The 25884-nt window shown below is 31.5% G+C and carries 29 protein-coding genes and 2 tRNA genes; 15 read left to right on the forward strand and 16 right to left on the reverse strand.

What is annotated here, in order from left to right; genetic code table 11:
• Positions 1–98: 98 nt before the first annotated feature.
• Positions 99–881 (reverse strand): carboxypeptidase-like regulatory domain-containing protein, encoded by a 783-nt coding sequence (locus DFQ07_RS09520; RefSeq protein ID WP_133536214.1) that lies wholly within the window; start codon positions 879–881, stop codon positions 99–101.
• Positions 882–1101: 220 nt separating this feature from the next.
• On the opposite strand from DFQ07_RS09520, the gene DFQ07_RS09525 reads away from it, so the two are divergent.
• Positions 1102–2820 carry a thiol-activated cytolysin family protein gene (locus DFQ07_RS09525; RefSeq protein ID WP_133536216.1) on the forward strand — a complete coding sequence of 573 codons (1719 nt, stop codon included), beginning with the start codon at positions 1102–1104 and terminating at the stop codon, positions 2818–2820.
• A 128-nt stretch (positions 2821–2948) separates the two neighbouring features.
• On the opposite strand, the gene DFQ07_RS09530 is transcribed toward DFQ07_RS09525, so the two are convergent.
• Positions 2949–3031, reverse strand: a tRNA-Leu gene (locus tag DFQ07_RS09530).
• Positions 3032–3068: 37 nt separating this feature from the next.
• Positions 3069–3141: transfer RNA gene (locus tag DFQ07_RS09535), tRNA-Lys, on the reverse strand.
• Positions 3142–3248: 107 nt separating this feature from the next.
• Between DFQ07_RS09535 and DFQ07_RS09540 the strand changes: the two genes are divergently transcribed.
• Positions 3249–3767 carry a shikimate kinase gene (locus DFQ07_RS09540; RefSeq protein ID WP_133536218.1) on the forward strand — a complete coding sequence of 173 codons (519 nt, stop codon included), beginning with the start codon at positions 3249–3251 and terminating at the stop codon, positions 3765–3767.
• Here DFQ07_RS09540 and DFQ07_RS09545 read toward each other — a convergent pair.
• Positions 3759–4262 carry a phosphoribosyltransferase domain-containing protein gene (locus tag DFQ07_RS09545; RefSeq protein WP_133536220.1) on the reverse strand — a complete coding sequence of 168 codons (504 nt, stop codon included), beginning with the start codon at positions 4260–4262 and terminating at the stop codon, positions 3759–3761. The two genes, DFQ07_RS09540 and DFQ07_RS09545, sit on opposite strands and share 9 nt — an antisense overlap.
• Before the next feature lie 26 nt (positions 4263–4288).
• Entirely contained in the window at positions 4289–4678 is a 390-nt protein-coding gene (locus tag DFQ07_RS09550) for an RNA-binding S4 domain-containing protein (RefSeq protein ID WP_133536222.1), read from the reverse strand.
• 79 nt (positions 4679–4757) lie between these two features.
• Here DFQ07_RS09550 and DFQ07_RS09555 point away from each other — a divergent pair, with 79 nt between their 5' ends.
• Positions 4758–5642, forward strand: coding sequence for an FKBP-type peptidyl-prolyl cis-trans isomerase (locus tag DFQ07_RS09555; RefSeq protein WP_133536224.1), 885 nt, complete (start codon positions 4758–4760; stop codon positions 5640–5642).
• A gap of 53 nt (positions 5643–5695) precedes the next feature.
• Here DFQ07_RS09555 and DFQ07_RS09560 read toward each other — a convergent pair whose 3' ends face one another.
• From DFQ07_RS09560 to smpB, 5 genes are all read right to left on the reverse strand, one after another.
• Positions 5696–6310 carry a porin family protein gene (locus DFQ07_RS09560; protein WP_133536226.1) on the reverse strand — a complete coding sequence of 205 codons (615 nt, stop codon included), beginning with the start codon at positions 6308–6310 and terminating at the stop codon, positions 5696–5698.
• A 107-nt stretch (positions 6311–6417) separates the two neighbouring features.
• Positions 6418–7368, reverse strand: coding sequence for a transketolase family protein (locus tag DFQ07_RS09565; protein WP_133536228.1), 951 nt, complete (start codon positions 7366–7368; stop codon positions 6418–6420).
• 54 nt (positions 7369–7422) lie between these two features.
• Positions 7423–8004: a Maf-like protein gene (locus DFQ07_RS09570; protein ID WP_133536230.1), complete on the reverse strand. Its 582-nt coding sequence runs from the start codon at positions 8002–8004 to the stop codon at positions 7423–7425.
• Entirely contained in the window at positions 7991–8893 is a 903-nt protein-coding gene (locus tag DFQ07_RS09575) for a UbiA prenyltransferase family protein (protein WP_133536232.1), read from the reverse strand. Before DFQ07_RS09575 ends, DFQ07_RS09570 begins: the two co-directional genes overlap by 14 nt.
• Positions 8893–9351, reverse strand: coding sequence for an SsrA-binding protein SmpB (gene smpB / locus DFQ07_RS09580; protein WP_133536234.1), 459 nt, complete (start codon positions 9349–9351; stop codon positions 8893–8895). Before smpB ends, DFQ07_RS09575 begins: the two co-directional genes overlap by 1 nt.
• Before the next feature lie 121 nt (positions 9352–9472).
• On the opposite strand from smpB, the gene DFQ07_RS09585 reads away from it, so the two are divergent.
• Positions 9473–10108, forward strand: coding sequence for an OmpW/AlkL family protein (locus tag DFQ07_RS09585; protein ID WP_133536236.1), 636 nt, complete (start codon positions 9473–9475; stop codon positions 10106–10108).
• A 92-nt stretch (positions 10109–10200) separates the two neighbouring features.
• On the opposite strand, the gene DFQ07_RS09590 is transcribed toward DFQ07_RS09585, so the two are convergent.
• Positions 10201–10629 (reverse strand): Hsp20/alpha crystallin family protein, encoded by a 429-nt coding sequence (locus DFQ07_RS09590; RefSeq protein WP_133536238.1) that lies wholly within the window; start codon positions 10627–10629, stop codon positions 10201–10203.
• Between the two features lie 133 nt (positions 10630–10762).
• The gene (gene clpB, locus DFQ07_RS09595) at positions 10763–13366 is read right to left on the reverse strand and encodes an ATP-dependent chaperone ClpB (RefSeq protein ID WP_133536240.1); all 2604 of its coding nucleotides are present in this window, start codon (positions 13364–13366) and stop codon (positions 10763–10765) included.
• A gap of 182 nt (positions 13367–13548) precedes the next feature.
• Between clpB and ytxJ the strand changes: the two genes are divergently transcribed.
• Both ytxJ and DFQ07_RS09605 read left to right on the forward strand, forming a co-directional pair.
• Complete coding sequence (ytxJ, locus tag DFQ07_RS09600) at positions 13549–13911, forward strand: bacillithiol system redox-active protein YtxJ (RefSeq protein ID WP_243743957.1); 363 nt, start codon at positions 13549–13551, stop codon at positions 13909–13911.
• Between the two features lie 70 nt (positions 13912–13981).
• Positions 13982–15538 (forward strand): DEAD/DEAH box helicase, encoded by a 1557-nt coding sequence (locus DFQ07_RS09605; RefSeq protein ID WP_133536244.1) that lies wholly within the window; start codon positions 13982–13984, stop codon positions 15536–15538.
• A gap of 67 nt (positions 15539–15605) precedes the next feature.
• On the opposite strand, the gene fahA is transcribed toward DFQ07_RS09605, so the two are convergent.
• Positions 15606–16886, reverse strand: coding sequence for a fumarylacetoacetase (gene fahA / locus DFQ07_RS09610; protein WP_133536246.1), 1281 nt, complete (start codon positions 16884–16886; stop codon positions 15606–15608).
• Positions 16887–17053: 167 nt separating this feature from the next.
• Between fahA and glyA the strand changes: the two genes are divergently transcribed.
• Positions 17054–18328, forward strand: coding sequence for a serine hydroxymethyltransferase (gene glyA, locus DFQ07_RS09615; RefSeq protein WP_133536248.1), 1275 nt, complete (start codon positions 17054–17056; stop codon positions 18326–18328).
• Positions 18329–18395: 67 nt separating this feature from the next.
• Here glyA and rmuC read toward each other — a convergent pair whose 3' ends face one another.
• Positions 18396–19742 (reverse strand): DNA recombination protein RmuC, encoded by a 1347-nt coding sequence (rmuC, locus tag DFQ07_RS09620; protein WP_133536250.1) that lies wholly within the window; start codon positions 19740–19742, stop codon positions 18396–18398.
• A gap of 100 nt (positions 19743–19842) precedes the next feature.
• Here rmuC and DFQ07_RS09625 point away from each other — a divergent pair, with 100 nt between their 5' ends.
• The 5 genes from DFQ07_RS09625 to DFQ07_RS09645 all read left to right on the forward strand — a co-directional run bounded on the left by DFQ07_RS09625 (position 19843) and on the right by DFQ07_RS09645 (position 23006).
• Complete coding sequence (locus DFQ07_RS09625; RefSeq protein WP_133536774.1) at positions 19843–20400, forward strand: 1-acyl-sn-glycerol-3-phosphate acyltransferase; 558 nt, start codon at positions 19843–19845, stop codon at positions 20398–20400.
• A 79-nt stretch (positions 20401–20479) separates the two neighbouring features.
• The gene (locus DFQ07_RS09630; RefSeq protein ID WP_133536252.1) at positions 20480–21031 is read left to right on the forward strand and encodes a DUF4251 domain-containing protein; all 552 of its coding nucleotides are present in this window, start codon (positions 20480–20482) and stop codon (positions 21029–21031) included.
• Between the two features lie 64 nt (positions 21032–21095).
• Complete coding sequence (locus tag DFQ07_RS09635; RefSeq protein ID WP_133536254.1) at positions 21096–21695, forward strand: Crp/Fnr family transcriptional regulator; 600 nt, start codon at positions 21096–21098, stop codon at positions 21693–21695.
• A gap of 73 nt (positions 21696–21768) precedes the next feature.
• Entirely contained in the window at positions 21769–22113 is a 345-nt protein-coding gene (locus DFQ07_RS09640; RefSeq protein ID WP_133536256.1) for a hypothetical protein, read from the forward strand.
• 20 nt (positions 22114–22133) lie between these two features.
• Positions 22134–23006 (forward strand): pirin family protein, encoded by an 873-nt coding sequence (locus DFQ07_RS09645; protein WP_133536258.1) that lies wholly within the window; start codon positions 22134–22136, stop codon positions 23004–23006.
• Between the two features lie 58 nt (positions 23007–23064).
• On the opposite strand, the gene DFQ07_RS09650 is transcribed toward DFQ07_RS09645, so the two are convergent.
• Positions 23065–23442: a hypothetical protein gene (locus DFQ07_RS09650; protein WP_133536260.1), complete on the reverse strand. Its 378-nt coding sequence runs from the start codon at positions 23440–23442 to the stop codon at positions 23065–23067.
• A 65-nt stretch (positions 23443–23507) separates the two neighbouring features.
• Positions 23508–23897, reverse strand: a complete 390-nt coding sequence (locus tag DFQ07_RS09655) for a hypothetical protein (RefSeq protein WP_133536262.1) — start codon at positions 23895–23897, stop codon at positions 23508–23510.
• 151 nt (positions 23898–24048) lie between these two features.
• Between DFQ07_RS09655 and DFQ07_RS09660 the strand changes: the two genes are divergently transcribed.
• The 3 genes from DFQ07_RS09660 (at position 24049) to DFQ07_RS15595 (ending at position 25857) form a co-directional block, all read left to right on the forward strand.
• Positions 24049–24936 (forward strand): pirin family protein, encoded by an 888-nt coding sequence (locus tag DFQ07_RS09660; protein WP_133536264.1) that lies wholly within the window; start codon positions 24049–24051, stop codon positions 24934–24936.
• Positions 24937–24966: 30 nt separating this feature from the next.
• Positions 24967–25557, forward strand: a complete 591-nt coding sequence (locus DFQ07_RS09665; protein WP_133536266.1) for a TMEM175 family protein — start codon at positions 24967–24969, stop codon at positions 25555–25557.
• Positions 25558–25683: 126 nt separating this feature from the next.
• Positions 25684–25857 carry a hypothetical protein gene (locus tag DFQ07_RS15595; RefSeq protein WP_166627761.1) on the forward strand — a complete coding sequence of 58 codons (174 nt, stop codon included), beginning with the start codon at positions 25684–25686 and terminating at the stop codon, positions 25855–25857.
• The last annotated feature ends 27 nt before the right edge of the window (positions 25858–25884 follow it).

Below are 25884 nucleotides of genomic sequence, written 5' to 3' on the forward strand. Positions count from 1 at the left end.
TATTAGTTGTGTTTGTGTGTGTTTTTGAAAGGTGTAAATTTAATTCTTTTGAATGAATTAGAGGTGTAAAAAAAGCAGCAAAATTTTGCTGCTTTTAACTAATTTCTTTCAGGTGTTCGATTGCGTTCTATTTTCCCCTTTTTTACAGCTTTGTAGTTTTCGTAACAGTTTAGCACTGCTTCAATTATCTGTAAATCACTTGCTTTTTTTATAAAGTATTCAGAATAATTACAATCAGAAAGTAGCTTATTTAGTTCAGCTCTGTCCATTTCTAAGTATTCCATCATTACCTCACGATCAAACTTACCTGCTAACATTTTACGTAAATCATCTTCCTTTTTAAGCTTCTTTAGTTTTTTAAGTTGCTTAGGTTTACTGCCAAAAAGGTTATAGACCATATCTACAGGGTTTAACAACTTAGCAATAGGAGAGGAAATTTTTTGAGGTCTTCCAACTTCGTAAGTTTGTGGTAAACCGTTAATATGTATTCTTGTGAAACGATCTTTAGGAACTTGTTTTACATCCACTTCTAATACGCCAATTAATTTTGTAGATTTAATAACAATTTCTTTTACTTCTTCAGGTTTTTCTTCTAAAGAGATTACAACTTCATTCCCTTTTAAAAGGTCGTTGGTAACTTTTAATTTTATGGAAGCATATCCTAAATAAGAAACTAAAACAGTGTCATTTGTTTTAGCTATCAAATTAAATAAACCATCTTCGTTAGTAATTGTACCAACAACACTATTTAGATTTAATAAATGAGCTGCACTTAAAGGTTTTTTAGACTCTGAGTCTATTATTTGCCCTTTTAGTTTGTCTTGCGCTTGAATAGATATACTAAATACTATTGCTGCTAGGAATAATAATTGTTTCTGCATAGGGCGAAAATAAGAATAATAGGCTTTGGACTCGTTAATATTTTGTGAAATTATTTTTCTTAAAAAAAACTATGTTTTTTTAATGAAAACACAAAAAAAATAATACAAAAAATATAGATAGTTAAAAAAGTAAATAAAAAAGTAGGGAAAACGTATTTAAAGATGTTTAATTACTCCTCGAGGTCTTAATTAAAGCAATGTTAAATTAAAAAACAAATAAATGAAAAATCTAAAAATACTTGGATTAACCCTTTTTTCAATTATTTCATGTCAAAAAGACGATTTATTAAATAATTCCGAAATAAATTCTAGCACAGAACAAATAGCTCAATTTATAACACCAGATGCACCTGATGGTATGCATAATTTAAATATTAGTGAACTACATGATAATATGTCTTCTAATGCTAAAGGAGTAGCTATGGAAGAGAATTGTGTTGATAAAGAAATATCATTTACTCAAACAGATTCAGATTTTTTTATTCTAGACGCCAATAGTTCTTTGTTATGGCCTGGTAACTTGGTAGCTGCAAGATCTATACAAGATGGAGCTCCGGTGTCTATACCTATTTATGGAGAAGACAGGAATCCTGTAGAGGTAAGAGTTAATGTGTTATCAGGAACATCTGCTTCTACTTCAAGAACTATTGAAGCTCCAACACCAGGAAAAGTTCAAGACAATTTAAACGCTATTTTAAATGCATATTATAAAAGTGAGGCTAATTTTCCTGCTAGTTTTGATATTAGTATTCAAAGAATTCATGATGAAAAACAGTTTCAACTTTCTTTAAATGCAGGATATTCTGGACCTAGTGTAAATGTGTCTGGTAGTTTTGGGGTAGATTTTTCTTCTCAAAAAACTAGGTATGCAGTTACTTTGAAACAACGCTTTTTTACAGCTTCAGTATCTCCTAAAGAAGGAATTATAGGTAAAAATGGATGGTTTAATGATAATGTTTCTCCAGATAGATTAAAACCTTATGTTACTGATTATTTAGAGGTAAGTGAAGATCAACAAAATCCGTCTTCGTATATAGAATCAGTAACTTATGGAAAGCTGTATACGTTAATTTATGAATCAAGTAGCAGTGCTAAAGAAGTTGAAGCAGCATTGAATTTTGCTTATAAAACAGTAGGAACACAAGTAAATGCAGAATTAAAAGCACGATATAAATCAATTTTCAGTGAGTCAACTGTTAAAGTAAAACAATTAGGAGGAAATGCTACTTCAGGTATTGCATCATCTTTAGCTGCCATGGCTAATAATTTAGATAGGGTTGTTGACTTTTTGAAAGAAGGAGCGGAGGTATCAGTTGATAATCCAGGATATCCAATTTCTTATAAAGTAAATTACACCTATGATAACAGACCTTTTAAAGTAAGTTCAAATCTAGAGTACGTTATCAGAGAATGTGATTTAGTGTATTATGATAAAATAAGAGTAGACCCAACAGATGTTGCGCTATATGGAAGCGATCATGGAACTAGTGGAGCTGAGCTTTTTGGTAGATTTTATGTAGAAAAGTATGATCAAGAATTAGGATCTTGGTATTTAGCAGGAAAGAAAATTTATTGGGGGTTCGGAATTGAAGAGCATGTAGGTTTAGATTATTATAAGTTTAGCCAAAAAAGAAGCGTAGCCGATGGAGAAGTAATTGACTTTATGGTAAAGGCAAAAGCAGGTGAACGCTTTAGAATAGTTTCTGTAGTAGGAGAGTGTGACTCTGGGTGTTATGTTTATAGAGATGGAGTAAAGGCTTATAATGAGTATGAATATAATCTTAGTTCAAAAAAATGGGAAGATTATACAAAGCATAATCCGTATGTAGATAATTATACAGTAGGAGATGGTTTTCATAATCAAACATGGAATGGTGTAAGAACCATAGTTCAAGGAGATACTTGTTATTTAGATTATAACACATACATTATAAACTAAATAATTCAGTACAAGATTAATGCAAGGAGGCTTCTTAAGCTTCCTTGTTTTTTTATGAAATTGATATTATCTGAGTTTTATAGAAATAGAAAAGCACAATACAAAAATGTATTGTGCTTTTTATTATGTGCACGTAACAGGAGTCGAACCTGCACTTCCGTTGGAAACAAGCCCCTCAAGCCTGCGCGTCTACCAATTCCGCCATACGTGCGTAAACTAAAAAAGTTAAGCAAATGCTTAACTTTTTGTGACCGGGCTGGGGCTCGAACCCAGGACCCTCTCCTTAAAAGGGAGATGCTCTACCAACTGAGCTACCCGGTCATTGCTTCTTTGTGAAAGCGGTTGCAAATATACAACTGTTCTTTAAATCTAAAAAGCTTTTTTATAATATTTTTTACTCATATTTGTAACTGCTTAATTATTAGTTTATGAAAATTGTATTACTAGGGTACATGGCCAGTGGAAAATCTACTATTGGACGATTTTTAGCAGAAAAAATGCAAATTTTGTTCATTGATTTAGATGCTTATATTGAAGAAAAAGAGAATATGTCAGTGTCAGAAGTGTTTAGTGAAAAAGGAGAGATTTATTTTCGAAAGCAAGAACATGTATACTTAAAAGAACTTCTTAATAAAGAAGGAGACTTTGTTTTGTCTTTAGGAGGTGGTACACCTTGTTATGCAGGAAATATGAATGTGTTACAAAGTTTTACAAATGTGAAGTCTGTGTACTTAAAAACATCTATTAATACTGTACTAGAAAGATTAAAAAATGAAAAAGGGCAGCGACCACTTATAGCAGGCTTAGGTAAAGATGAGTTAGCTGAGTTTATTGCCAAACATTTATTTGAACGAAGTTATTACTATAACCAAGCTACCTATACACTAACCGTAGACAATAAAAGTGTTGAAGAAACTACCGTAGCGTTACAAGAATTATTAGCTTAAATATGCTATAGTTTCATCGCTTTTAAATTCAACTACAACGTGTTCTTTAATAGAAGTAGATAAAGAAATGCCTTTAAAATCTGCTTTAACAGGGTATTTTTTGTGATTTCTATTAACTAGTACCGCTGTTTTGAATCGTTTTAAAGGAACTTCTAAGAAATGTTTTACACCATATATTAACGTAGTTCCTGAATTTAAAACATCGTCAACTAATACCAGCGCCTTGTTTTGATATTCATTGTTGCTAATAGAAGTAGTAATAGGACTAATGGGATTCTTTTTATCAATAGAAACTTTACAAAGCGTTACTTTTAAAGGAGAAATTTTATTTAAAGTAGCAGAAATTTTTTCGGCAAGAAAATAACCGTTATCAGCAATACCTGCAATAATAATTTCTTTTTCATCATTATTACTCTCGTAGATTTGGAAAGCTATTCGGCGGATTTTTTGTTCTACTTGTGTGTTGTTTAAGATAACGTTATTAGTATTGGTCATTTTTTCTTTCAGTTTTAATAAAGGAATTACAAATTAACATCATTTTTGTTAGAGTCATCATAATAATCGTCAATATCACGTCGATCTTTTTTGGTAGGTCGCCCAGTTCCTTTTTTACGGTAGTAATCTTTTGAATATTTTAATAACTCTGTTTTTTCAAATTCCTCTTTTGGAGTTAAATCTTTCCTGTATAAATCGACTAGTTTAGCACTCACACGGTTAGAAGGGAGGTCTAGAACCTTTATTTTATAATTGATTTGGTTTTTACGGATGATAATTTCTTCATTTCCAAAAACTTCCTTTGAAGGTTTGAGGTTAGTTCCATCTATCTTTACATGCCCCTTTTTGCAAGCATCTGTGGCAATACTTCTGGTTTTAAATAAGCGAATACACCACAAATATTTGTCAATTCTCATATAAAAAGTTAATTTTTATTGTTTCGTTTTTTACAAAGGTATAAAAATGGTAAATTGCGCGTTAAAATTCCAAAATTAAATGATAAAATTTAAACATCTATTTTATACCGCTATCCTTGGTACTCTTTTGTATTCTTGTGGAAGTGATAGTAACTCTGCAGTTGATAATTTTGACCATGAGGCTCAGGCTGTAATTGATAATGATTCTTTAGTGGCCTTTTTAAAGAATAACTATTACAATGCAGAGTTGGATTCTGTTAAAGTTATAGATAATGGGCAAACATCTTTATTTGATGATAATAAGTTGATTACTAAAGAAGTTGTCGAAAGTGATATTAATTATAAACTATATTATTATGTCAACAGAGTAGGAAGCCCAAGTGTAGATAAAGGTTTTCCTACTGTAATGGATTCTGTTTATGCTAAATACAAAGGGCAAAGAATTAAAAGAAAAGATAGTTTAACTTCTGATTTTGATAAAGGTACTACTTGGTTTTCTTTAAATCAGGTTGTTAGAGGTTGGACTCATGCTTTTATCCATTTTAAAGGAGGAGATAATGTTACTGATAATGGACCTATTAACTATGAAAATGGAGGAAAAGGAATTTTATTTATTCCTTCAGGTTTAGGTTATAGAAATAGTGGAAGTAGAGATGGAGCTATTAAGCCAAATGAAAATTTACTTTTTTATATAGAATTATGGGATTTAGTACAAAATACTGATGATGACCAAGATGGAGTGCCTTCTATTTATGAAGATACAGATGGAGATGGAGATCCTAGGAATGATGATACAGATGAAGATTTTATCCCAAATTATGCAGATACAGATGATGATGGTGATGGTGTTTTAACTAAGAATGAAGATAAAAATGGAGATGGAAATCCTGCAAATGATTTTAATGATCCAAATAATCCAACGATACCTGATTATTTAAATAGAGATATTAGAATTAAATATTAATAATAAAAAAAAACCGAAGTGAAAACTTCGGTTTTTTTTTATTTAAATAATTTTTAGAATCTGTACGAAAGTCCTAAAATAATTTGATTTACACGAGTATCAAAATTTACGTTTTGACTAGCGTTGTTGTCTACAAAATTTGCTTCGGTATCAGATAAAGCTCTTTCCCAACGAACATCAAATCCTAATTTACCTAATTCAACACCAGCACCTAATTGTAAGCCAACAGAGAATCCATCAGAATCAACTTGTTTTAGTTCGTCAATATCGAAATCAGAATCTAGAATATATTGAAAAGAAGGTCCAGCAAAAGCATGTGCTATTTTTAAGAATTTCATTCCTACTAAAACAGGAATATCTATTTTTTGAAATTTATAAGTGGTCGCTTGTGCTTGAAATCCTGTTGGTTCATAGGTAACTTCATTACTTAATTGAGTATATACCAATTCAGGTCTTAAGTATAGATCTGTAACAGGTAAGTTTATACGTAACCAAGCACCAGCATGAAACCCTGTTTTACTCTTAGCTCCACTTAAAGCATCATTTTTTACATCAGAAAAAGAATCTGAGTTGTAGTTGATACCAGCTTTGATACCTCCTTGGATTTGACTTTGTGCAAATTGAGCTCCTCCTATGAAAAGGAAAATCATTAAAACTACTTTTTTCATTTGTTTTAAATTTATTTATTAATAATTGGGGTTAAAATTTACTTGTATAAAAAAATACATCACCTTAAACCTTAAAAGTGATGTATTTATTGTTAACAATATTGAGTTTATTTTCTAGAAATAACTTTCTCTACAGCTTTAACTATAGCTTCGTCATTTAATCCGTATTTCTTCATTAACTCAGCAGGAGTTGCAGATTCACCAAAGCTATCGTTTACAGCAACAAACTCTTGTGGAGTAGGGTTGTTTGTAGCTAAACAACGAGCTACGCTTTCTCCTAAACCTCCATATTTGTTGTGTTCTTCGGCAGTAACTATACAACCTGTTTTAGCAACAGATGTTAAAATAGCTTCTTCATCTAAAGGTTTAATAGTGTGTATATTTATTACTTCAGCAGAAATACCTTTTTCTTCTAGTTGCTCTGCGGCTTGTAAAGCTTCCCAAACTAAATGACCCGTTGCTACAATAGTAACATCAGTACCTTCGGTTAGTTGAATAGCTTTTCCAATTTCAAAAGGTTGGTCTGTCATAAAAACAGGAACGCTAGGTCTACCAAAACGTAAGTATACAGGTCCTTCATGCTCAGCAATTGCTAAGGTAGCTGCTTTGGTTTGGCTATAATCACAAGTATTAATTACTGTCATACCTGGTAGCATTTTCATTAGCCCTATATCTTCTAAAATTTGATGCGTTGCTCCATCTTCACCTAAAGTTAATCCTGCGTGAGAAGCACAAATTTTTACATTTTTATCAGAATACGCGATTGATTGACGAATTTGGTCGTACACACGACCTGTAGAAAAGTTAGCAAATGTACCAGTAAAAGGAATTTTACCTCCTATTGTTAATCCAGCAGCAATTCCCATCATATTCGCTTCAGCAATCCCAACTTGAAAGAAACGTTCAGGATGGTTTTTGGCAAACTCATTCATTTTTAAAGAGCCTGTTAAATCTGCACATAAAGCCACCACATCAGGATTTGTTTTTCCTAATTCGGTTAAACCATCACCAAACCCAGATCGGGTATCTTTTTTTTCAGTATAAGTATATTTTTTCATCAGTTTGTGTTGTATAAATACGTGTCAAAAATAATCTTTTATAAAAAGGTAACCTTATAATTTTGATAATTCTTTATAAAGTTTATGAACAGGAAATCCCATAACATTAAAATAACTTCCTTCTATTTTTGTAATCCCTATTTTACCAATCCATTCTTGAATTCCATATGCTCCTGCTTTATCAAAAGGTTTGTAGTTAGTTATATAGTAATTTATCTCTTCATCAAGTAGTTCTCTAAAAGTAACAGTTGTTGTGTCGTTAAAGACATGTTGAAAGGATTTATTAGTGATGCATATAGAGGTAATTACTTTGTGTGTTGCGTTAGACAATTCTTTAATCATATTGAATGCCTCTTCATAGTTTTTAGGTTTGCCTAAGGCTTTATTGTTTGACCAAACAATAGTATCGGAAGTTATTAAAAGATCATTTTCTTGTAGTTCAGATTTGAAAGGAGAAGCTTTTAAAGTAGAAAGATAATCTGTTATTTCAGCCTGTTTTAATTCTTTAGGGTACACTTCTTTTACTTCTTTTATTTTCACAGTAAAAGGGATGTCTAAACTTTTTATTAATTCTTGTCTTCGTGGAGAGTTTGAAGCAAGTATGATTGTGTATTTTGAGAGTTTATTCGATAACATGTTTAAAGTAATAGCCAACCACAGGAATACTTGCTAAAGCAAGTAAAAATATAAATTGATTTACGGTGTATAAAAACTTATAATTTTTAATATCTGAGGCATTTATTAAAAGGTAAATATAGTATAACTGAGGTATATTGCCTAAAAGGATTATAGTACTAAAAATAAACCTATTTTTAATAAAAGTAATAGCAATAGAAAAAATTAAAACCCAAGTGATAATAGATAATGCCAAAGCAATGTTTTTGGCTCTTTTTCTACCTAATAAAATAGGAAGCGTCTTTTGATTGTGTATGTTATCCTCATTAGTATTAATTATATCAACAATAATTTCTCTTGAAATATTACCTAAAAACGATATTAAAACATAGAGCATCGTTACCATTTGTAGTTTAAAAAACAAATTCCATTGACTAGGGGATAAGTTTGTGGGAAAATCAAACCACCATAATGATAATACAGCAAAAGGTTTAAGAAAGGAAGTAATAATACCGCTAAAAAAGTTTTTGATAGGGTTGTTTTTTGAGTACAGTATTACAGCTATTGGACAAAGAATGAAAATTAATCCATACCAGGGTTTATGAATTTTAAAAGATAGGATAAAACCAACAGAAACTCCCAGAATTAATAAATAAGAAGAGTTTATTTTTACTTTTTCTAAAGGTATTGATATTTTGCTTTTCTTTTGTTGGTTTCTATAAAAAAAACTGATTAAATATCCTGAGGCTAATAATAATGCGCTAGAAATAGAAAGAAGCCCTAAATCGAAAAATGAAAGTGTGGTTTTAAAACTGTAACCACATAAAAAGCAAAACTTAAATAAAAATAAAATGAGAATAAAATATACGATTTTCTTCCATTGAATAATGCTAAAAAAAGTATTATTCATTAATTAAAAGCCTTTTTTATGCGGGCTAAATCACGTTTACTGTCACGCTCTTTAATAGTTTGTCTTTTGTCATGAGTTTTCTTTCCTTTTGCAAGAGCAATTTCTAACTTAGCCCAACCATTTTCATTTATGAACAAGCGTAAGGGTACTATAGTATTCCCTTTTGATTCTACTTCTTTTTCAAGTTTTCTTAATTCTTTTTTATTGAGTAGTAAACGACGCTCACTTTTCGGTTTGTGATTATAATGATGTCCGAAGGCATATTCTTCAATATACATATTTACGACAAAGAGTTCTCCTTTATCGTTAAACTCACAAAAGCTTTCTGTAATTCGAGCTTTACTTTGACGTATTGATTTTATTTCAGTACCAGTAAGTTGAATTCCTGCTGTGTACTTATCAAGTATCTCGTATTCAAAACGAGCTTTTTTATTCTGTATGTTGATGTTTTTTTGCATAAATGGAACACAAATATAACTATAATTTTAAGTTGTTAAATAAAATTATTAAGCTATGATTTAAGTCATATTTTTAGGAGGTGAAGGAAGGTAGTTTTGTTCAAAATTAAAATTTATAATTATGAAGAAAATTATATTAAGTATTGTATTAGGAATGTTATTTTTTAGCAATGTAAATGCTCAGGAAACCAACAAAGTAGAAGACTTTAAAAAATGGCAAACTCGCTTTAGATGGGTGAGTGTTTTACCAAATGAATCTGCAACAATAGGAACCATTGGGGGAAATGTTGAAATAGGTGAAAATTTCATTCCTGAACTTGATTTTACGTATTATTTTACCGAAAACATAGCTGCAGAATTAATTTTAGGAACAACTAATCACGATGTTAAGGTCATAAACACAGCTTTAGGCAATGTAGATTTAGGAGATGTTTGGTTATTACCTCCAACTTTAACCTTACAATATCATTTTAATGTAAACGATTTTAAACCTTATGTGGGAGCGGGGGTAAACTATACTATCTTTTACAATGCAGATCCAGGAGCAGTTGTAGATGTCGATTATAAAAATGGGTTTGGATACGCTCTTCAGTTAGGTTTTGACTATGATTTAGATGATACCTGGTTTTTGAATGTAGATGCAAAATATGTAGGACTAAGTACAGATGTAACTGTTGATGCAGGTATTGCAACTGTTCCTGCTGAAGTAGATATTAATCCTTTATTGATAGGTTTTGGGGTAGGGATAAGATTTTAATTACACTCAAGAGAAAATATTTTAAGAGCCGCAATTTGCGGCTCTTTCTGTGTTTAATTTTCATACGATAAAAACGTGCCTAAAAATGAAATCTACTCAACCTTAATTAGTTTTGCAGGCTTTGGTTTTGCTTCTTCTAACTTAGGAATCGTAATTTTTAATTCGCCATTTTCATAAGCTGCCTTTATTTTTTCACTATCTACAATACCTTTTGGTAGTGTAAAACTTCTTTTAAATGACATGTAGCTATACTCTTTTCGTGTATAATTGTCATTATGGTTCTCTTGACTTTCTTTTTTCTCTGATGAAATTGTTAGAATGTCGTTTTCAAGATGAATCTTAAAATCTTCTTTACTCATTCCAGGTGCTGCAACATTCACCATAAACTCATTTTCAGTTTCTTTAATGTTTACAGCAGGTAATGTGGTGTTGGTGTCAGAGAAGTTAGTAGCCGACCAATCTCTTAAAAATTCATTAAAAACATTAGGAAATGCTGGGAAATCTGTTCTCTTTAATAACATAACTTTACTTTTTTTGGTTAAACATTAATTTTAATGTTATAGTTCAAAAAAAATACCAATTTAAAAAAGCGACATTTTTTCATTGTAGGAAATGAAAAAATGTCACTTTTTACCTGGTTTACAGTGGTTTATGTTAGTTTTTAATTAAGTCGGTTTGATTTCTAAAGACTAATTCATCATCAAATGCGTCTAATAATATAATACTATCGGTAGTTACTTTTCCGGATAAAATTTCTTTAGATAGTTGATTTAAAACTTCTTTTTGAATAACACGTTTTACAGGACGTGCACCAAATTCAGGTTGATATCCTTTAATAGCTAAATAAGCAATGGCTTCATTGGTAGCATCAAAAGTTATGTTTTGTTTTGCAATCATCTTTTTAACGCTATTCAATTGTAGTTTTACAATCTCTTTAATGTTTTCTTCTGATAGCGGAGTAAACATAATAATATCGTCAATTCTGTTTAAAAACTCAGGTCTTACAGATTGTTTTAATAATCCTAAAACCTCTGTTTTGGCTAATTCCATAGTTGTATGGATGTTGCTTTTCATATTATCAAATTTCTCTTGAATAATATGACCTCCCATGTTAGAGGTCATGATAATGATAGTGTTTTTAAAATCAGCAACACGACCTTTATTATCAGTTAGTCTACCTTCATCTAATACTTGTAGTAGAATGTTAAAAGTATCAGGATGTGCTTTTTCAATTTCATCTAATAATACAACAGAATAAGGTTTTCTACGAACCGCTTCTGTTAATTGTCCTCCTTCATCATATCCTACATATCCTGGAGGTGCTCCTACTAATCTACTTACCGAATGACGCTCTTGGTATTCACTCATATCAATACGAGTCATTGCATTTTCATCATCGAATAAATATTCAGCTAATGCCTTGGCTAACTCTGTTTTACCAACTCCAGTAGTACCTAAGAATAAGAATGAGCCTATAGGTTTATTTGGATTTTGTAATCCAGATCTTGAACGACGTACTGCATCAGAAACTGCTTCGATAGCTTCTTCTTGACCTACCACACGTCTGTGTAGCTCATCTTCTAATTTTAGTAATTTTTCACGTTCAGATTGTAGCATTTTAGTTACAGGAATCCCTGTCCATTTTGCTACTACTTCAGCAATGTCATCATAGGTAACCTCTTCTTTAATTAGAGAGTTTTCTTGCTGATTTGCTAAAACTTCCTGTTGTTTATCAAGTTCTTCTTGAGCATCTTTAATTTTACCATAACGTAACTCAGCAACCTTACCATAATCACCATTACGTTCGGCTTTCTCGGCTTCTAGTTTGTAGTTTTCAATATCTATTTTTAAACTTTGAATAGTATCTACAATACTTTTTTCCGATTGCCATTTCGCATTAATTTCATTACGCTCTTCTTTTAGATTTGCTAAATCAGCATTTAAAGATTTTAACTTAGTTTCGTCATTTTCACGTTTAATTGCTTCAATCTCAATTTCTAATTGCATAATCTTACGATCCAGTACATCTAATTCTTCAGGTTTCGAATTGATTTCCATACGTAATTTAGAGGCAGCTTCATCCATTAAATCGATAGCTTTATCAGGTAAAAAACGATTGGTAATATAACGTTGTGATAATTCTACAGCACCAATAATAGCTTCATCTTTAACACGAACTTTGTGGTGTGCTTCGTATTTGTCTTTAATACCACGTAAAATTGAAATAGCGCTTTCAGTATCAGGTTCGTCTACCATCACTTTTTGAAAACGACGCTCTAAAGCTTTGTCTTTTTCAAAGTACTTTTGGTATTCATCTAGCGTAGTTGCTCCAATTGCTCTTAATTCGCCACGAGCTAAAGCAGGTTTTAAAATATTGGCCGCATCCATAGCGCCTTGCCCCCCCCCAGCACCTACTAAAGTGTGGATTTCATCAATAAATAATACAATATCTCCTTCCGATTTAGTTACTTCTTTTACTACTGATTTTAAGCGTTCTTCAAATTCACCTTTATATTTAGCTCCAGCAATTAAAGCTCCCATGTCTAAAGAAAAAATTTGTTTATCCTTTAGGTTTTCAGGAACATCACCACGAATAATACGGTGTGCTAGCCCTTCTGCAATAGCGGTTTTACCAGTACCAGGCTCTCCTACAAGAATAGGGTTGTTTTTTGTTCTACGAGATAAGATTTGTAACAAGCGTCTAATTTCTTCATCACGTCCAATAACAGGGTCTAATTTTCCGTCCTGCGCTAATTGATTTAAATTTTTAGCATATTTATTTAAAGAATTGTAAGTTTCCTCGGCACTTTGAGAAGTAACACGATTCCCTTTACGTAATTCTTCAATTGCTGCTGTTAAGCTTTTTTCTGTAACACCTTGGTCTTTTAAAACTTGTGCTATTTGACTTTTTGACTTAAAAATACCTAAGATTAAGTGTTCAATAGAAACATATTCATCGTTCATTTTTTTTGCGATGATAGCCGCTTCGTTGAGTGCTTTATTAGCTTCACGAGAGAGCATTAATTCAGCACCGGTAACCTTAGAGAAACTTTCTATTTGTTTGTCTAAAACTTGCTGTATAACATCAATATTTATGTTAAGTTTTTTTAATATAAATGGTAATACATTTTCGTCAACTAAAAGTAGTGCTTTAAAAATGTGCTCGTTTTCTATTAAGTTGTTACCATAACTTTGCGCTAATTGTTGCGCCTGTTGTATGGTTTCTTGGGATTTTATTGTATAATTGTTAAAATTCATATCGTTTATTTTTTATCAGAGAAAGTCAAAATCAATACCATCTTTATTTTTTTATTTAAAAACGCCATTTTGTCTTTAAAACACAGGTGATTGCTGACTTTTTGACTGCTTTAACTTGTTTATAATATAACCGATATTAAATTAATAAATATATAGGAATGTTGAATAGTTTTTTTAACTCTATGAAGAGTAATACTTCAAAGAAGGAATCTTTTATAAATTGGATTCCATTAACGGATATAAAACAATTAGGAGAAATTAAAATTCAGTCAGAAAATGAACCTATAGTAATCTTTAAACATTCTACCAGATGTGGTATTAGCAGCATGGTAATAAAACGTTTTGAAAATAGCTTTGATGAAGAGTTGAAAAGTTTTAAAATGTATTACTTAGACTTGCTTAGTTATAGAGAAATATCGAATGAAATAGCTCATTCATTTCATGTAATACATCAATCTCCTCAGTTATTGGTAATTGAAAAAGGAAAGGTGGTAACTCATGCTTCTCATTATGATATAGGTCAAGTAGATTTGAAAAAAATCTAAAAAAACTCCCAATTTTAGTGGGATTTCCTTAAATACCTCGTATTTTTGCATATTTCAAAATTATAGAGATTTGAGTAACGAAACAGCAACTTCACAACCCAAGAAAGGAAAAAATTTATACGATTATCAAAAAGAAGCATTGCACAAAATTTTTAAAAGTTTTGAAGATGCTCCAGAAAACTATCACTTATTATACCAACTTCCAACAGGAGGTGGTAAAACGGTTATTTTCTCTGAAATAACCCGTCAATACTTAAAACATCATCAAAAGAAAGTATTGATAATGACACATCGAATTGAATTATGTAAGCAAACAGCAAGAATGCTTAGTGAATTTGGTGTTGAAAATAAAATTATTGATAGTAAAGCGAGTTTAGATGATCAAGATAGATATGATTGCTTTGTCGCGATGGTAGAAACATTGAATAATCGTTTAAACGACGATATGTTAGATATTTCTGATGTAGGTTTGGTAATTATTGATGAGGCACATTACAATTCATTTACTAAATTATTTAAGTTTTTTGAAAAATCATTCTTACTAGGAGTAACTGCTACACCTTTAAGTTCGAATATAAAGCTTCCAATGAAAGACAATTATGATGAGCTAATTGTTGGTGAAAGTATTGGTTCTTTAATAGAAAATGAATACTTGGCTAAGGCAAGCATATACTCTTATAATGTAGGATTAACTTCGTTAGAAGTAGGTGCAAACGGAGATTATACCGTAAAATCATCTGAAGATTTATATACCAATACTGATATGCTTTCTAAGCTGTTACAAGCTTATGAAGAAAGAGCCAAAGGAACTAAAACCTTGATTTTTAATAATGGTATTAACACATCATTACATGTGTTTGATACTTTTAAAAGAGCAGGGTACCCTATTGCTCATTTAGATAATACAAATACAAAAAAAGAACGCGATTTAATCTTAAAGTGGTTTCATAAAACTCCAAATGCGATTATTACTTCAGTTAGTATTTTGACAACTGGGTTTGATGAGCCATCAGTACAATCAATCATTTTAAATAGAGCTACAAAATCGTTAACTCTGTATTATCAGATGATTGGTCGTGGTTCTCGTATTTTTCCAGGAAAATCAGAATTTAATGTAATTGATTTAGGAAATAACTTTCATCGTTTTGGACCTTGGGGAGCCGATTTAGATTGGCAAAAGATGTTTAGAGCTCCTAATTTCTATTTAGATAATTTATTGTCTGATGAAGAGATTGAAAGTGAGTTCAGATATGAATTACCGGCAGATGTAAAAGCTGAATTCGCGAATTCAGAAGACTTATATTTTGATGTTAAAAAAGTTTATAGAGATACTATACAAGGAGGAGAATCTTCAAAACGAGTATTAGAAAAATCAATCGAGCATCATGCTAAAATGTGCGTAGAAAACAGTGAAGATGTTTTTGATGCATTAATTTTGGCAAAAATGTTAGGAGGAGATATTGATGATAGAATTTATAGATATTCTAAATGTATCTCTAAAAGTACCCATAATTTTATTGATTGGTTACAAGATGACTACCGTAAAAAATTAAATACATATTTACGTAGTAATTTTGATGAAGTGTATGAACAAATTCATGGACATCCACCACCAGAAGAAGAGTAAAATAAATAATGACAAAAAAATCCAGTTCGAAAGAACTGGATTTTTAGTATATACTATTTTGCTAGATTTATTCTTTTGCAGGTAAAACTTTACCAGAACATTCACCAAAACCAATACGAACGTTATCATTCTTGCAATAACCACGCATAATTACGGTGTCATTGTCATTAATAAATTTACGTTCACTACCATCGTTCATCTTTATAGGATTCTGACCTCTCCAAGTTAATTCTAACATAGAACCAAAACTATCTTTTGTAGGACCAGAAATAGTACCACTACCCATCATATCACCAGCATTTACAGGACATCCATTAACAGTATGATGTGTTAATTGTTGTACCATAGTCCAGTACATATATTTAAAGTTAGAATTACAAACTACAGTTTCTTCTTTACCTTCTGGTTGAATAGCCATTTGTAAGTTAATATCGTAACTATCTTTTCCCTCTTTGCGTAAATACGGTAAAGGCTCATATACTTGTTTAGGGTTGTCTACTCTAAAAGGCTCTAAAGCATCTAAGGTTACAATCCAAGGAGAAATAGTAGATGCAAAGTTCTTACCTAAGAAAGGGCCTAAAGGCACATATTCCCAAGCTTGAATATCACGAGCAGACCAGTCATTAAACAACACTAATCCAAAGATATAATCTTCAGCTTCATCAATAGGAATTCTATCTCCTAAATCATTAGCTACAGTAGTTATAAAAGCCATTTCTAATTCAAAATCTAATAATTTTGAAGGACCAAAATTAGGGGTTGTTTCTCCTTCATTTGGTCTTTGTTGTCCAATAGGACGACGGATTGGTGTACCAGATGGAACTATAGAAGAACTTCTACCATGATAACCAATAGGAATTTGTAACCAGTTAGGGAATAAGGCATTTTCAGGATCTCTAAACAAGCTACCTACATTAGTAGCATGTTCTTTACTTGCATAAAAATCGGTATAATCACCAACAGATACAGGAAGTTGCATTTCAACTTCATCCATTCTAAAGATTATTTTGTCTTTATGTTCAGCATTGTCACGTAAATCGGTATTTTCAGCATCAAAGATATCAGCAATTCTATTGCGAACTAAACGCCATGTTTTACGTCCATCGGCAATAAAATCATTTAAAGTATCTTGCAGAAAAATATCATCTGTTAAAGGAATACCTTTAAAGTATCCTAATTGATGTAAAGCACCTAAATCGATAGCGTAATCACCAATCCTTGTACCAATGGTTATTATATCATCTTTTGTAAGAAAAACCCCAAAAGGTATATTTTGAATAGGAAAATCTGAGTTTTCTGCAACAGATAACCAAGATTTTCTATTCGGATTATTAGCAGTTATTTCCATTTATCGTTTTGTTATATTTTCATCAAACCTACATATTTTTTTCAATTTACCCCAAAAAGATGAGTAAAAAAAATGCGAAAGTGTTTTTGTAAATACTTCTTATAAAATCCGTAAAAATTGAAGAATAAAATTAGTACTTTTGACCACTTTATGTAACAACACACAACATGCAAAAAGATCATCAAATATTTGATTTAATTCAAGAAGAAAAAGAGCGTCAGCTACACGGATTAGAGTTGATTGCTTCTGAAAATTTTGTAAGCGACCAAGTAATGGAAGCTCAAGGATCGGTTTTAACTAATAAATATGCTGAAGGATATCCAGGGAAACGTTATTACGGTGGATGTGAAGTAGTAGATATCGTAGAGCAAATAGCAATTGATAGAGCAAAAGAGCTTTTCGGAGCAGAGTATGTAAACGTACAACCACATTCTGGAAGTCAAGCGAATACTGCTGTTTTTGCTGCATGTTTACAACCAGGAGATACTATTTTAGGATTTGATTTATCTCACGGAGGACACTTAACACATGGATCACCAGTAAACTTTTCTGGTAAGTTATACAATCCAGTATTTTATGGTGTAGATAAAGAAACAGGATATATTGATTATAAACATTTAGAGCAACAAGCTAACGAACATAAACCTAAATTAATTATTGCAGGAGCCTCTGCGTATTCTCGTGATATTGATTTTAAAAAGTTCAGAGAGATTGCTGATAGTGTAGGTGCTATTTTAATGGCAGATATTTCACATCCAGCAGGATTAATAGCAAAAGGGATTTTATCAGATCCGTTACCACACTGTCATATTGTTACTACAACAACTCATAAAACCTTACGTGGACCTCGTGGTGGTATGATTATGATTGGAAAAGATTTTGAAAATCCTTTCGGGTTAAAATTAAAATCAGGAAAATTAAAGAAAATGTCAACGTTGATTAATTCTGCGGTTTTCCCAGGAAATCAAGGGGGACCATTAGAACATGTTATTGCTGCTAAAGCAATTGCTTTTGGTGAGGCATTGACAGATGAGTTCTTAGAATATCAAATTCAAGTAAAAGAAAATGCACAAGCAATGGCGAAAGCATTTGTAGCTAAAGGATATGAAATTATTTCTGGAGGTACAGATAACCATTGTATGTTAATTGATTTACGTAACAAAAATATTACAGGAAAAGCTGCTGAAGAAGCGTTAGGAAAAGCTGAAATTACTGTAAACAAAAACATGGTTCCGTTTGATACTGAATCACCATTTGTAACTTCAGGAATTCGTTTAGGTACTGCTGCTGTTACTACTCGTGGTTTAAAAGAAGCTGATATGGAAGTAATCGTTGACTTAATTGATGAAGCGTTAATGAATGCCGATAATGATGATGTATTAGTAGCAATAGGAGAGAAGGTGTACGATTTAATGCATGACAGACGTTTATTTGTAATGTAAGAAGAAGGTAGAACCTTTTGATAAGTATAAAAAAAGGCGTTCTAAATTATTTAGAACGCCTTTTTTGTTATTCGTCATTGTCTTGAGCTCGTTCAAGAATTTTTTCAGGAAGTGCTTTTTTAGCTTTTGCTCCCATTTTCTTAAGTTTTTCTACACTTGTAATTAAGTTTCCTCTACCTTCTACTAGTTTATTCATAGCAGCTGCATAATCGGCTTTAGTACCATCTATTTTCTTACCAATATTCACTAAGTCGGTTAATAAGCCTTGAAATTTATCATATAAAGCACCTGCTTGACGTGCAATTTCTAAAGCATTACGTTGTTGTTTTTCGTTATTCCACATAGTGTCAATGGTACGTAACGTAGCCAATAGCGTGGTTGGAGTAACAATTACAATATTTTTTTCAAAAGCTTTATTATACAACGTATTGTCTTCGTTTAAAGCTACCGCAAAAGCAGGTTCAATTGGCACAAAAAGTAACACAAAATCAGGAGATTCTATTTTGTAAATATCTTCATATTTCTTTTCAGAAAGCTGCTCTACGTGACGTTTTAATGAATTTACATGCTCCTTTAAAAAACGTTCTTTTTCTATATCATCCTCAGTGTTTATAAATTGCTCATAAGCGGTTAGAGATACTTTAGAATCGACAATCATTTTTTTGTTGTCTGGTAAATGAATCACTACATCGGGCATAATACGTTTACCTTCTTCATTAGTAAAAGACTGTTGCACAAAATACTCACGGTCTTTTTCTAAACCAGATTTTTCTAAAACGCGTTCTAAAACCAATTCTCCCCAATTTCCTTGGGTTTTGCTGTCTCCTTTCAAAGCTTTGGTAAGGTTAATGGTTTCTTTACTCATTTGAGCATTTAATTCTTTTAATCCTAATAATTGTTCTTTTAAAGCAGAATGCATCGAAATACTCTCTTTTTGAGAGTCTTCAACTTTCTTTTCGAAGGTTTGTATTTTTTCTTGAAGTGGATTTAAAATATCCTTAATATTCTTTTTATTTTGTTCTGTAAACTTATTCGATTTTTCGTCTAAAATTTTATTGGCTAAATTCTCAAACTCTTTAGTGAACTTATCCTGTAGCTTTTCTACTTCCTCTTTGTTTTCATTCAATTTTAGCTGTAGATTTTTCAACTCTTCATTTTTTCTAGCTAATTCAATAGCCGAAAATTCTTTTTCACGACGAATTTCTTCTGTTTCCTTAGATTTTTCAGTAAAACGTTCTTGTACTTCCTTTTTTTGGAATTCTAAATTCGCTTGATGATTTTGTAGTGTAGCAATTTCTTTTTCTAAATCAGTTGTTTGCTGCTTAAACTTTAATTTAGAAAATAAGTTTCCGATAATAAATCCAATAGCTAGGGTACTAATAGCAATTAAAATAATTAAAAGAGTGGTATTCATTAGGATGTTTATAAGTTTATAGGATGAACAAATATAGGACAAGATAGGTTAAAATTATTTGATTTTTATAAGGAAAACCGTATCATTGACTTTTATAACTATCGAAATGATATCTAAATTTATATTTCACAAAGTTTTAGGCTGGAAGCTGGTGGGCGATTTTCCAAGAGATTTAAAAAAGTATGTGGTTATTGGAGCACCGCATACAAGTTGGAAAGATTTTCCCATCGCTATTTTAGCAAGAAACACATACGGTGTTAAAGTCAATTTTATAGGAAAGGCTTCGTTATTTAAACCGCCATTCGGATTTATTTTTAGAGCGCTAGGAGGTTCTCCTGTAGATAGAAGTAAGAGCACTAATAAGGTAGATGCGATAGTGAATTTGTTTAATCAGCATGACGAATTTCGTTTGGCGTTATCTCCTGAAGGAACTCGAGCGAAAATAACAGAATGGAAAACGGGTTTTTACTATATAGCAAAAGGAGCTAAGGTACCGATTGTAATGTTCGCTTTCGATTTTGAAAACAAACAGATTAAAGTAGCTCCACCATATTATCTCACAGATGATATGAATACGGATATGAACCATATTTACGATTTTTACAGAGGTATTAAAGGGGCAAAACCAGAATTATTCTCAGTACCAGATAACGAGTGAAATAAACGTTAAAGAGCCTTGTTTTTTTGAAAATTTCATAAGATTTGAGTATCTTGTAGAAGGTTTAAAACAAGGAGATATGAGAAAGTATAGTATATTGATTTGTATGGTTTTTATTCTGTTTAGTTGTGCTTCTTCAAAAAATACCACTCAAGCAGAGATAGATAATTTAAAAACTCTTATTCAAAGTAAAACTTTTGAAATAGAGTCAGAGTGGGCTGAACCTCAAGTAACCTATGCAATGACACAAATAGCCAATGCAGGAATGTTACCAACAGGTAGTAATGCTGGGAATATAAGTTTGATAGGAAATAGCAATTTTTTTAGAATGAAAGGGGATACTGTTGCGGCGTATTTGCCTTATTTTGGTGAACGACAAGCAGGTGGTTCTTATGGAGGAAGAGATAGTGGAATTGAATTTGAAGGAGTTCCTAAAGATTTAGTAATATCTGAGGATAAAGAGAACAGTTACAAAATCAATTTTAAAATAAAAGATAAAAATACAACGACTGAAAATTACAATGTTGTAGTTCGAGTATATCCTAGCTTATCTAGTACTATTTATGTAAACAGTACTCAAAAGCGTTCTATAAGTTATAGAGGTAGAGTAATCGCTAGTACAGAAAAATAAACATATTCAATAAAGTTGTGGAAATGTATAGAATACTATATTTTACTACTTCTTAAAACTAGCTATGGAATTACATAATTTTAAAAAGTTTCTTATTGAAAAGGGAGGGTTATTTGAAGAAGATTTTTTTCAGATACAGTCTTTTATACAAACAAAAAAACTCTCAAAAAGCGAATTTTTATTAAAACAAGGAGATATTTGTTCTCATTTCTTTTTTGTAGAACAAGGCTTGCTCCGTATGTATGCTTTAAATGAAGAAGGGAAAGAGAATATTTTACAATTTGCTACCGAAGGTTGGATTGTGAGTGATAGAGGGAGCGTGTATTTTCAAGCACCTTCTACTTACTATATTGATGCCGTAGAAGATACGTTAGTTGTAATGTTAGACGAGCATTTTATAGACCAAGTTTCAAAAGTCAATTCAAGTTTTAGAAAGCAAAATGAACATCTATTACAAAATCATATTCGTCATTTATACAAACGTATTAGTCAATTATTAGGAGCATCAGCCAAAAATCGCTATTTAAATTTTGTAAGCATGTATCCAGATATTATGTTACGAGTTCCACAATGGATGATTGCTTCGTATTTAGGTATTACACCAGAAAGTCTCAGTCGTGTTCGTAAAGCTTTAGCTGAAGAAAACTTCAAACCACACAAATAATACTTCTTACCATAGGTCAATGTATACCTTTTTTTGTTGCCGTAATTTTACAGTAAATAAAAAAGGATTTATTATGAGACATTTAAAAACATTAGTTGTAACAAAAAATACAACAATGCCTAAAATTTTGAATTGGCAAGTTTCAACTGTTAGTAATGTCGAAACAGCCATTGAAAAATTATACCAACAAACATATAAGGTTTTAGCTATTTCAAAAGATACTAAAGAGATAGATAAAAACAAACTGCAAAAAATTATTACGGTATTATTCCCAGAAGCGATTATTGTAGAATACAAAGATGAAGCAGCACTTTCTAAAAGTGTAAAACAAGGATATTGGTCTAAAAACAAACCAGAAATGAAACGTAATTATTTGGATAACTCATTTGAAATGAAGTTGTCCTGTAGTTTAAATTAATTAAAAGAAAGGATTTTAAAATGAAAACAAGAAGTATAGAAAAAGTAGTAAAACCAGGAACTCCACATTTTGTAGGAGATGGATTTAGAGTACATAATTTTATTCCCGGAACCTCAACGATGCAACGTATGGATCCATTTATCATGTTAGATTATAATTCGAAATATAATTTCCCTCCAACAGATAAACCAAAAGGAGTGGGAGTTCACCCTCATAGAGGATTTGAAACCGTAACGATTGCCTATAAAGGACGTGTTGAGCATGGAGATAGCGCAGGAGGTGGAGGAATTATTGGAGAAGGAGATGTACAATGGATGACAGCAGCTTCAGGAGTTTTACATAAAGAGTTTCATGAAACTGAGTGGAGTAAAACAGGAGGAGAGTTTCAAATGGTACAACTATGGGTAAACCTTCCTGCAAAAGATAAAATGAGTCCGCCAAAATATCAAGCAATAGCAAACGCTGAAATGGCTAAAGTACAATTACCTGAAAATATAGGGGAAATAGAGGTAATTGCAGGAGAATATGAAGGTAATAAAGGACCAGCATCAACATTTTCACCAGTAAATATGTTTAATGTAAGGTTGAAAAAAGAAGCGAAAACACAATTGACATTTCCTGCTCATTATACTACTTCAATTTTACCTGTTGAAGGTAGTGTAAGGGTAAATGAAGTGACGGATGTTTTACAAGATCACTTTATACTGTTTGCAAATGATGGAGATACATTTACAATAGAAGCTTTAGAAGATACAATTGTATTGGTATTAAGTGGAGAACCGTTAAATGAACCTATTGCAGCTTATGGACCTTTTGTAATGAATACTCAAGAGGAGTTGGTTAAAGCATTTCAAGACTTTAATACAGGAAAATTTGGGTATTTAGAAGATTAATAAAACCAAAAAGCAGCTAACCTACTAGCTACTTTTTATATTTAATATCATTTATTACTTAAGCACAAGATACTGTAACTGTATGAGTATGTCCACCACCAGAGGTTGAGGTAACATTAATAGAGTTGTTATTTCGTAAAGATGAAAAGTTTGCAGTAGTTACTGTTATTATATGATTATGATTGGCACTACCTTGTATTGAATAGGCTTTATCTATTCCTGCTTGTATATCTTCTTTAGAGACATTTAAGGAATGTCCATGATTACGATCAATAGAGTTATTGGTACCATTATTTAAACAATTACCAGTAGGAATTGGAATTGGATTTTGGCTTGACTCATTACCAGTATCTGATGAGCACCTAACAAATATATAAGCAGGTAATGTTATTAGTATTGTAGCTAATATTTTTTGAATAAATGTTTTTCTATTCATAAGTTAAGTATAATTAGTAAAAGCAAAAACAGCTTTTTTTAAAAAGCTGTTTTTGTTAATGTTATTTAAGCACAAGATACTGTAACTGAATGTGTATGTCCGTCATCGTTAGTAGATCCAACGGTAATAGAATTATTACTTTGTAAAGAAGAAAAGTTAGCGGCTGTTAAAGTTACAGTATGGTTGTGAGAGGAACTCCCTTGAATCGAGTACGATTTTTGTGCTCCTGCTTGAACATCTTCTTTAGAAACTGTTAAAGTATGTCCATGATTAGCGCTAATGGTACTATTGGTTCCATTATCTATACAGTTACCAGATGGAGTTGGATCTGGATCTGGGTTCGGATTTGGGCTTGGATCATTATCTGAACCAGAGGAGCACCCTACAAGCATATAAGCCGGTAATGCTATTAGCATTCCTGCTATAGATTTTTGAATAAAGGTCTTTCTGTCCATGGTGTTAGTGTGTTGATATTTAGTTAAATATACTTAAAATATAAAAGAATTCAAAATAAAGACAAACACAAATTCTAAAGAATGTATAAACAAAATGTTTCGTAAATTACATGAGCAAAGATTAATTAGAATTAAAAAAGAAAATTATAGCATGTCAAATACAAAGTTAATTATAGAAGAACGAGCTGCTAATATTGGTAATTTTATTGTGGGACGTCTATTGCCATTTAGACAAAAACGAATGGTAGGGCCGTTTATTTTTATCGATCATATGGGACCCGTGAGTATGAATAATAAAGAGAATTTAGACATTGCTATGCATCCTCATATAGGAATATCGACCCTAACTTTTTTGTTTGAAGGAGCTATTTTGCATCGTGATAGTTTAGGCACTGAAATAGAAATTACTCCAGGAGCAGTTAATTGGATGACAGCGGGAAAGGGAGTAGTACATACAGAAAGAACCCCTGAACATTTAAGGAATTCAACTAAAAAGCTTCATGGATTACAAATATGGGTAGCTTTACCTATAGAAGAGGAGCAATGTGAACCATCTTTTGCACATGCTTCGGCTTCAGAACTTCCTAGTTGGGAATATGAAGGAATACATTTTAAACTCATAGCAGGAAAAGCTTTTGGAAAACAGTCGCCTATTCCTGTCTATAGTCCATTGTATTTTATAGAAATAAAATCAGATGAAGAGAAAACAGTATCTATAGGGGAGCATTTATTTGGGGAGAGTGCTTTATATATTTTAGAAGGAAGCATTACTAGTGATGGACATACTTATGAAGCGAAACAGCTATTAGTAGCTAAGGATAGTACTTTATGCGCTTTTACTATTTCTGAAAATTCGACTATCTATATTTTTGGAGGAGAACCTTTTTCTGAAGAACGTTTTATCGAATGGAATTTTGTAGCCTCTGATAAAAAACTAATAGAACAAGCAAAAGAAAATTGGGAAAAAGACAAGTTTCCATCAGTACCTAATGAAACAGTTAAGATTCCCTTACCAGAACCAAAGCGTTTTGGGGGATAAATATGTATTAATAACATAAAGTTAAATTATATGAAAACTGGTAGATTAGAAGCATTTAGTGATGGTGTTTTAGCCATTGTAATTACTATTATGGTGTTAGAGATGAAAGCACCAGAAGACACAACATTTAAAGGATTGCTATCGGTAGCTCCTGTATTTATTAGTTATCTATTAAGTTTTATATACTTAGGTATCTATTGGAACAATCATCATCATTTATTGCAAGTTACAAAAAAGGTAAATGGAAGTATACTATGGGCTAATTTGCATTTATTGTTTTGGTTGTCATTAATTCCTTTCACCACAAGTTGGATTGGTGAACATGGTCATTATAATGAGGCTTTACCAGTAGCTACTTACGGATTTGTTTTGCTTATGAGTGGCATAGCTTATTTTATACTAGAACGAGTTTTAATTAAGTATCATGATGACAATTACCCTTTATCAAAATTGTGTAGAAAGGGAACTAAAGATTATATATCCATGATAATATATCTTTTAGCGGTACCAATTTCTTTTGTAAATACTTGGATTTCAATTGCATGTTATATAGCTGTAGCTTTGATGTGGTTAATGCCAGAACGAAAGTTAGAAGAATTAATGGAAGAGTTAGAAAAATAATAGTAAAAAATAAGGTTTTACCGTACTAAAAGTAAGGCTTTTTAGAGGTTGTTTTTTTTTTATAGGGGTACTTTAGAGCCTGATAAAAAAAGATTTTTATTATTAACCCCAAAAAAAAGTTTTACGATGAAAAAAGCAATTTTAAAAGTAGAAGGAGTTCAAGAATTAACAAAAACAACTTTAAAAAACGTTAAAGGTGGAGTAAAACCAACTCAATGTGGAGGAGATGGTTCTTATATCTACCAAAATGGAGTAAAAGTATGTTGTTATCAACCTTCTACTATGAATTATATTTGCTAAAATATAATTTGCTTTAAAAAAGTGATA

The organism is Tenacibaculum caenipelagi, from assembly GCF_004363005.1.
In the GTDB taxonomy this organism is placed as follows: domain Bacteria; phylum Bacteroidota; class Bacteroidia; order Flavobacteriales; family Flavobacteriaceae; genus Polaribacter; species Polaribacter caenipelagi.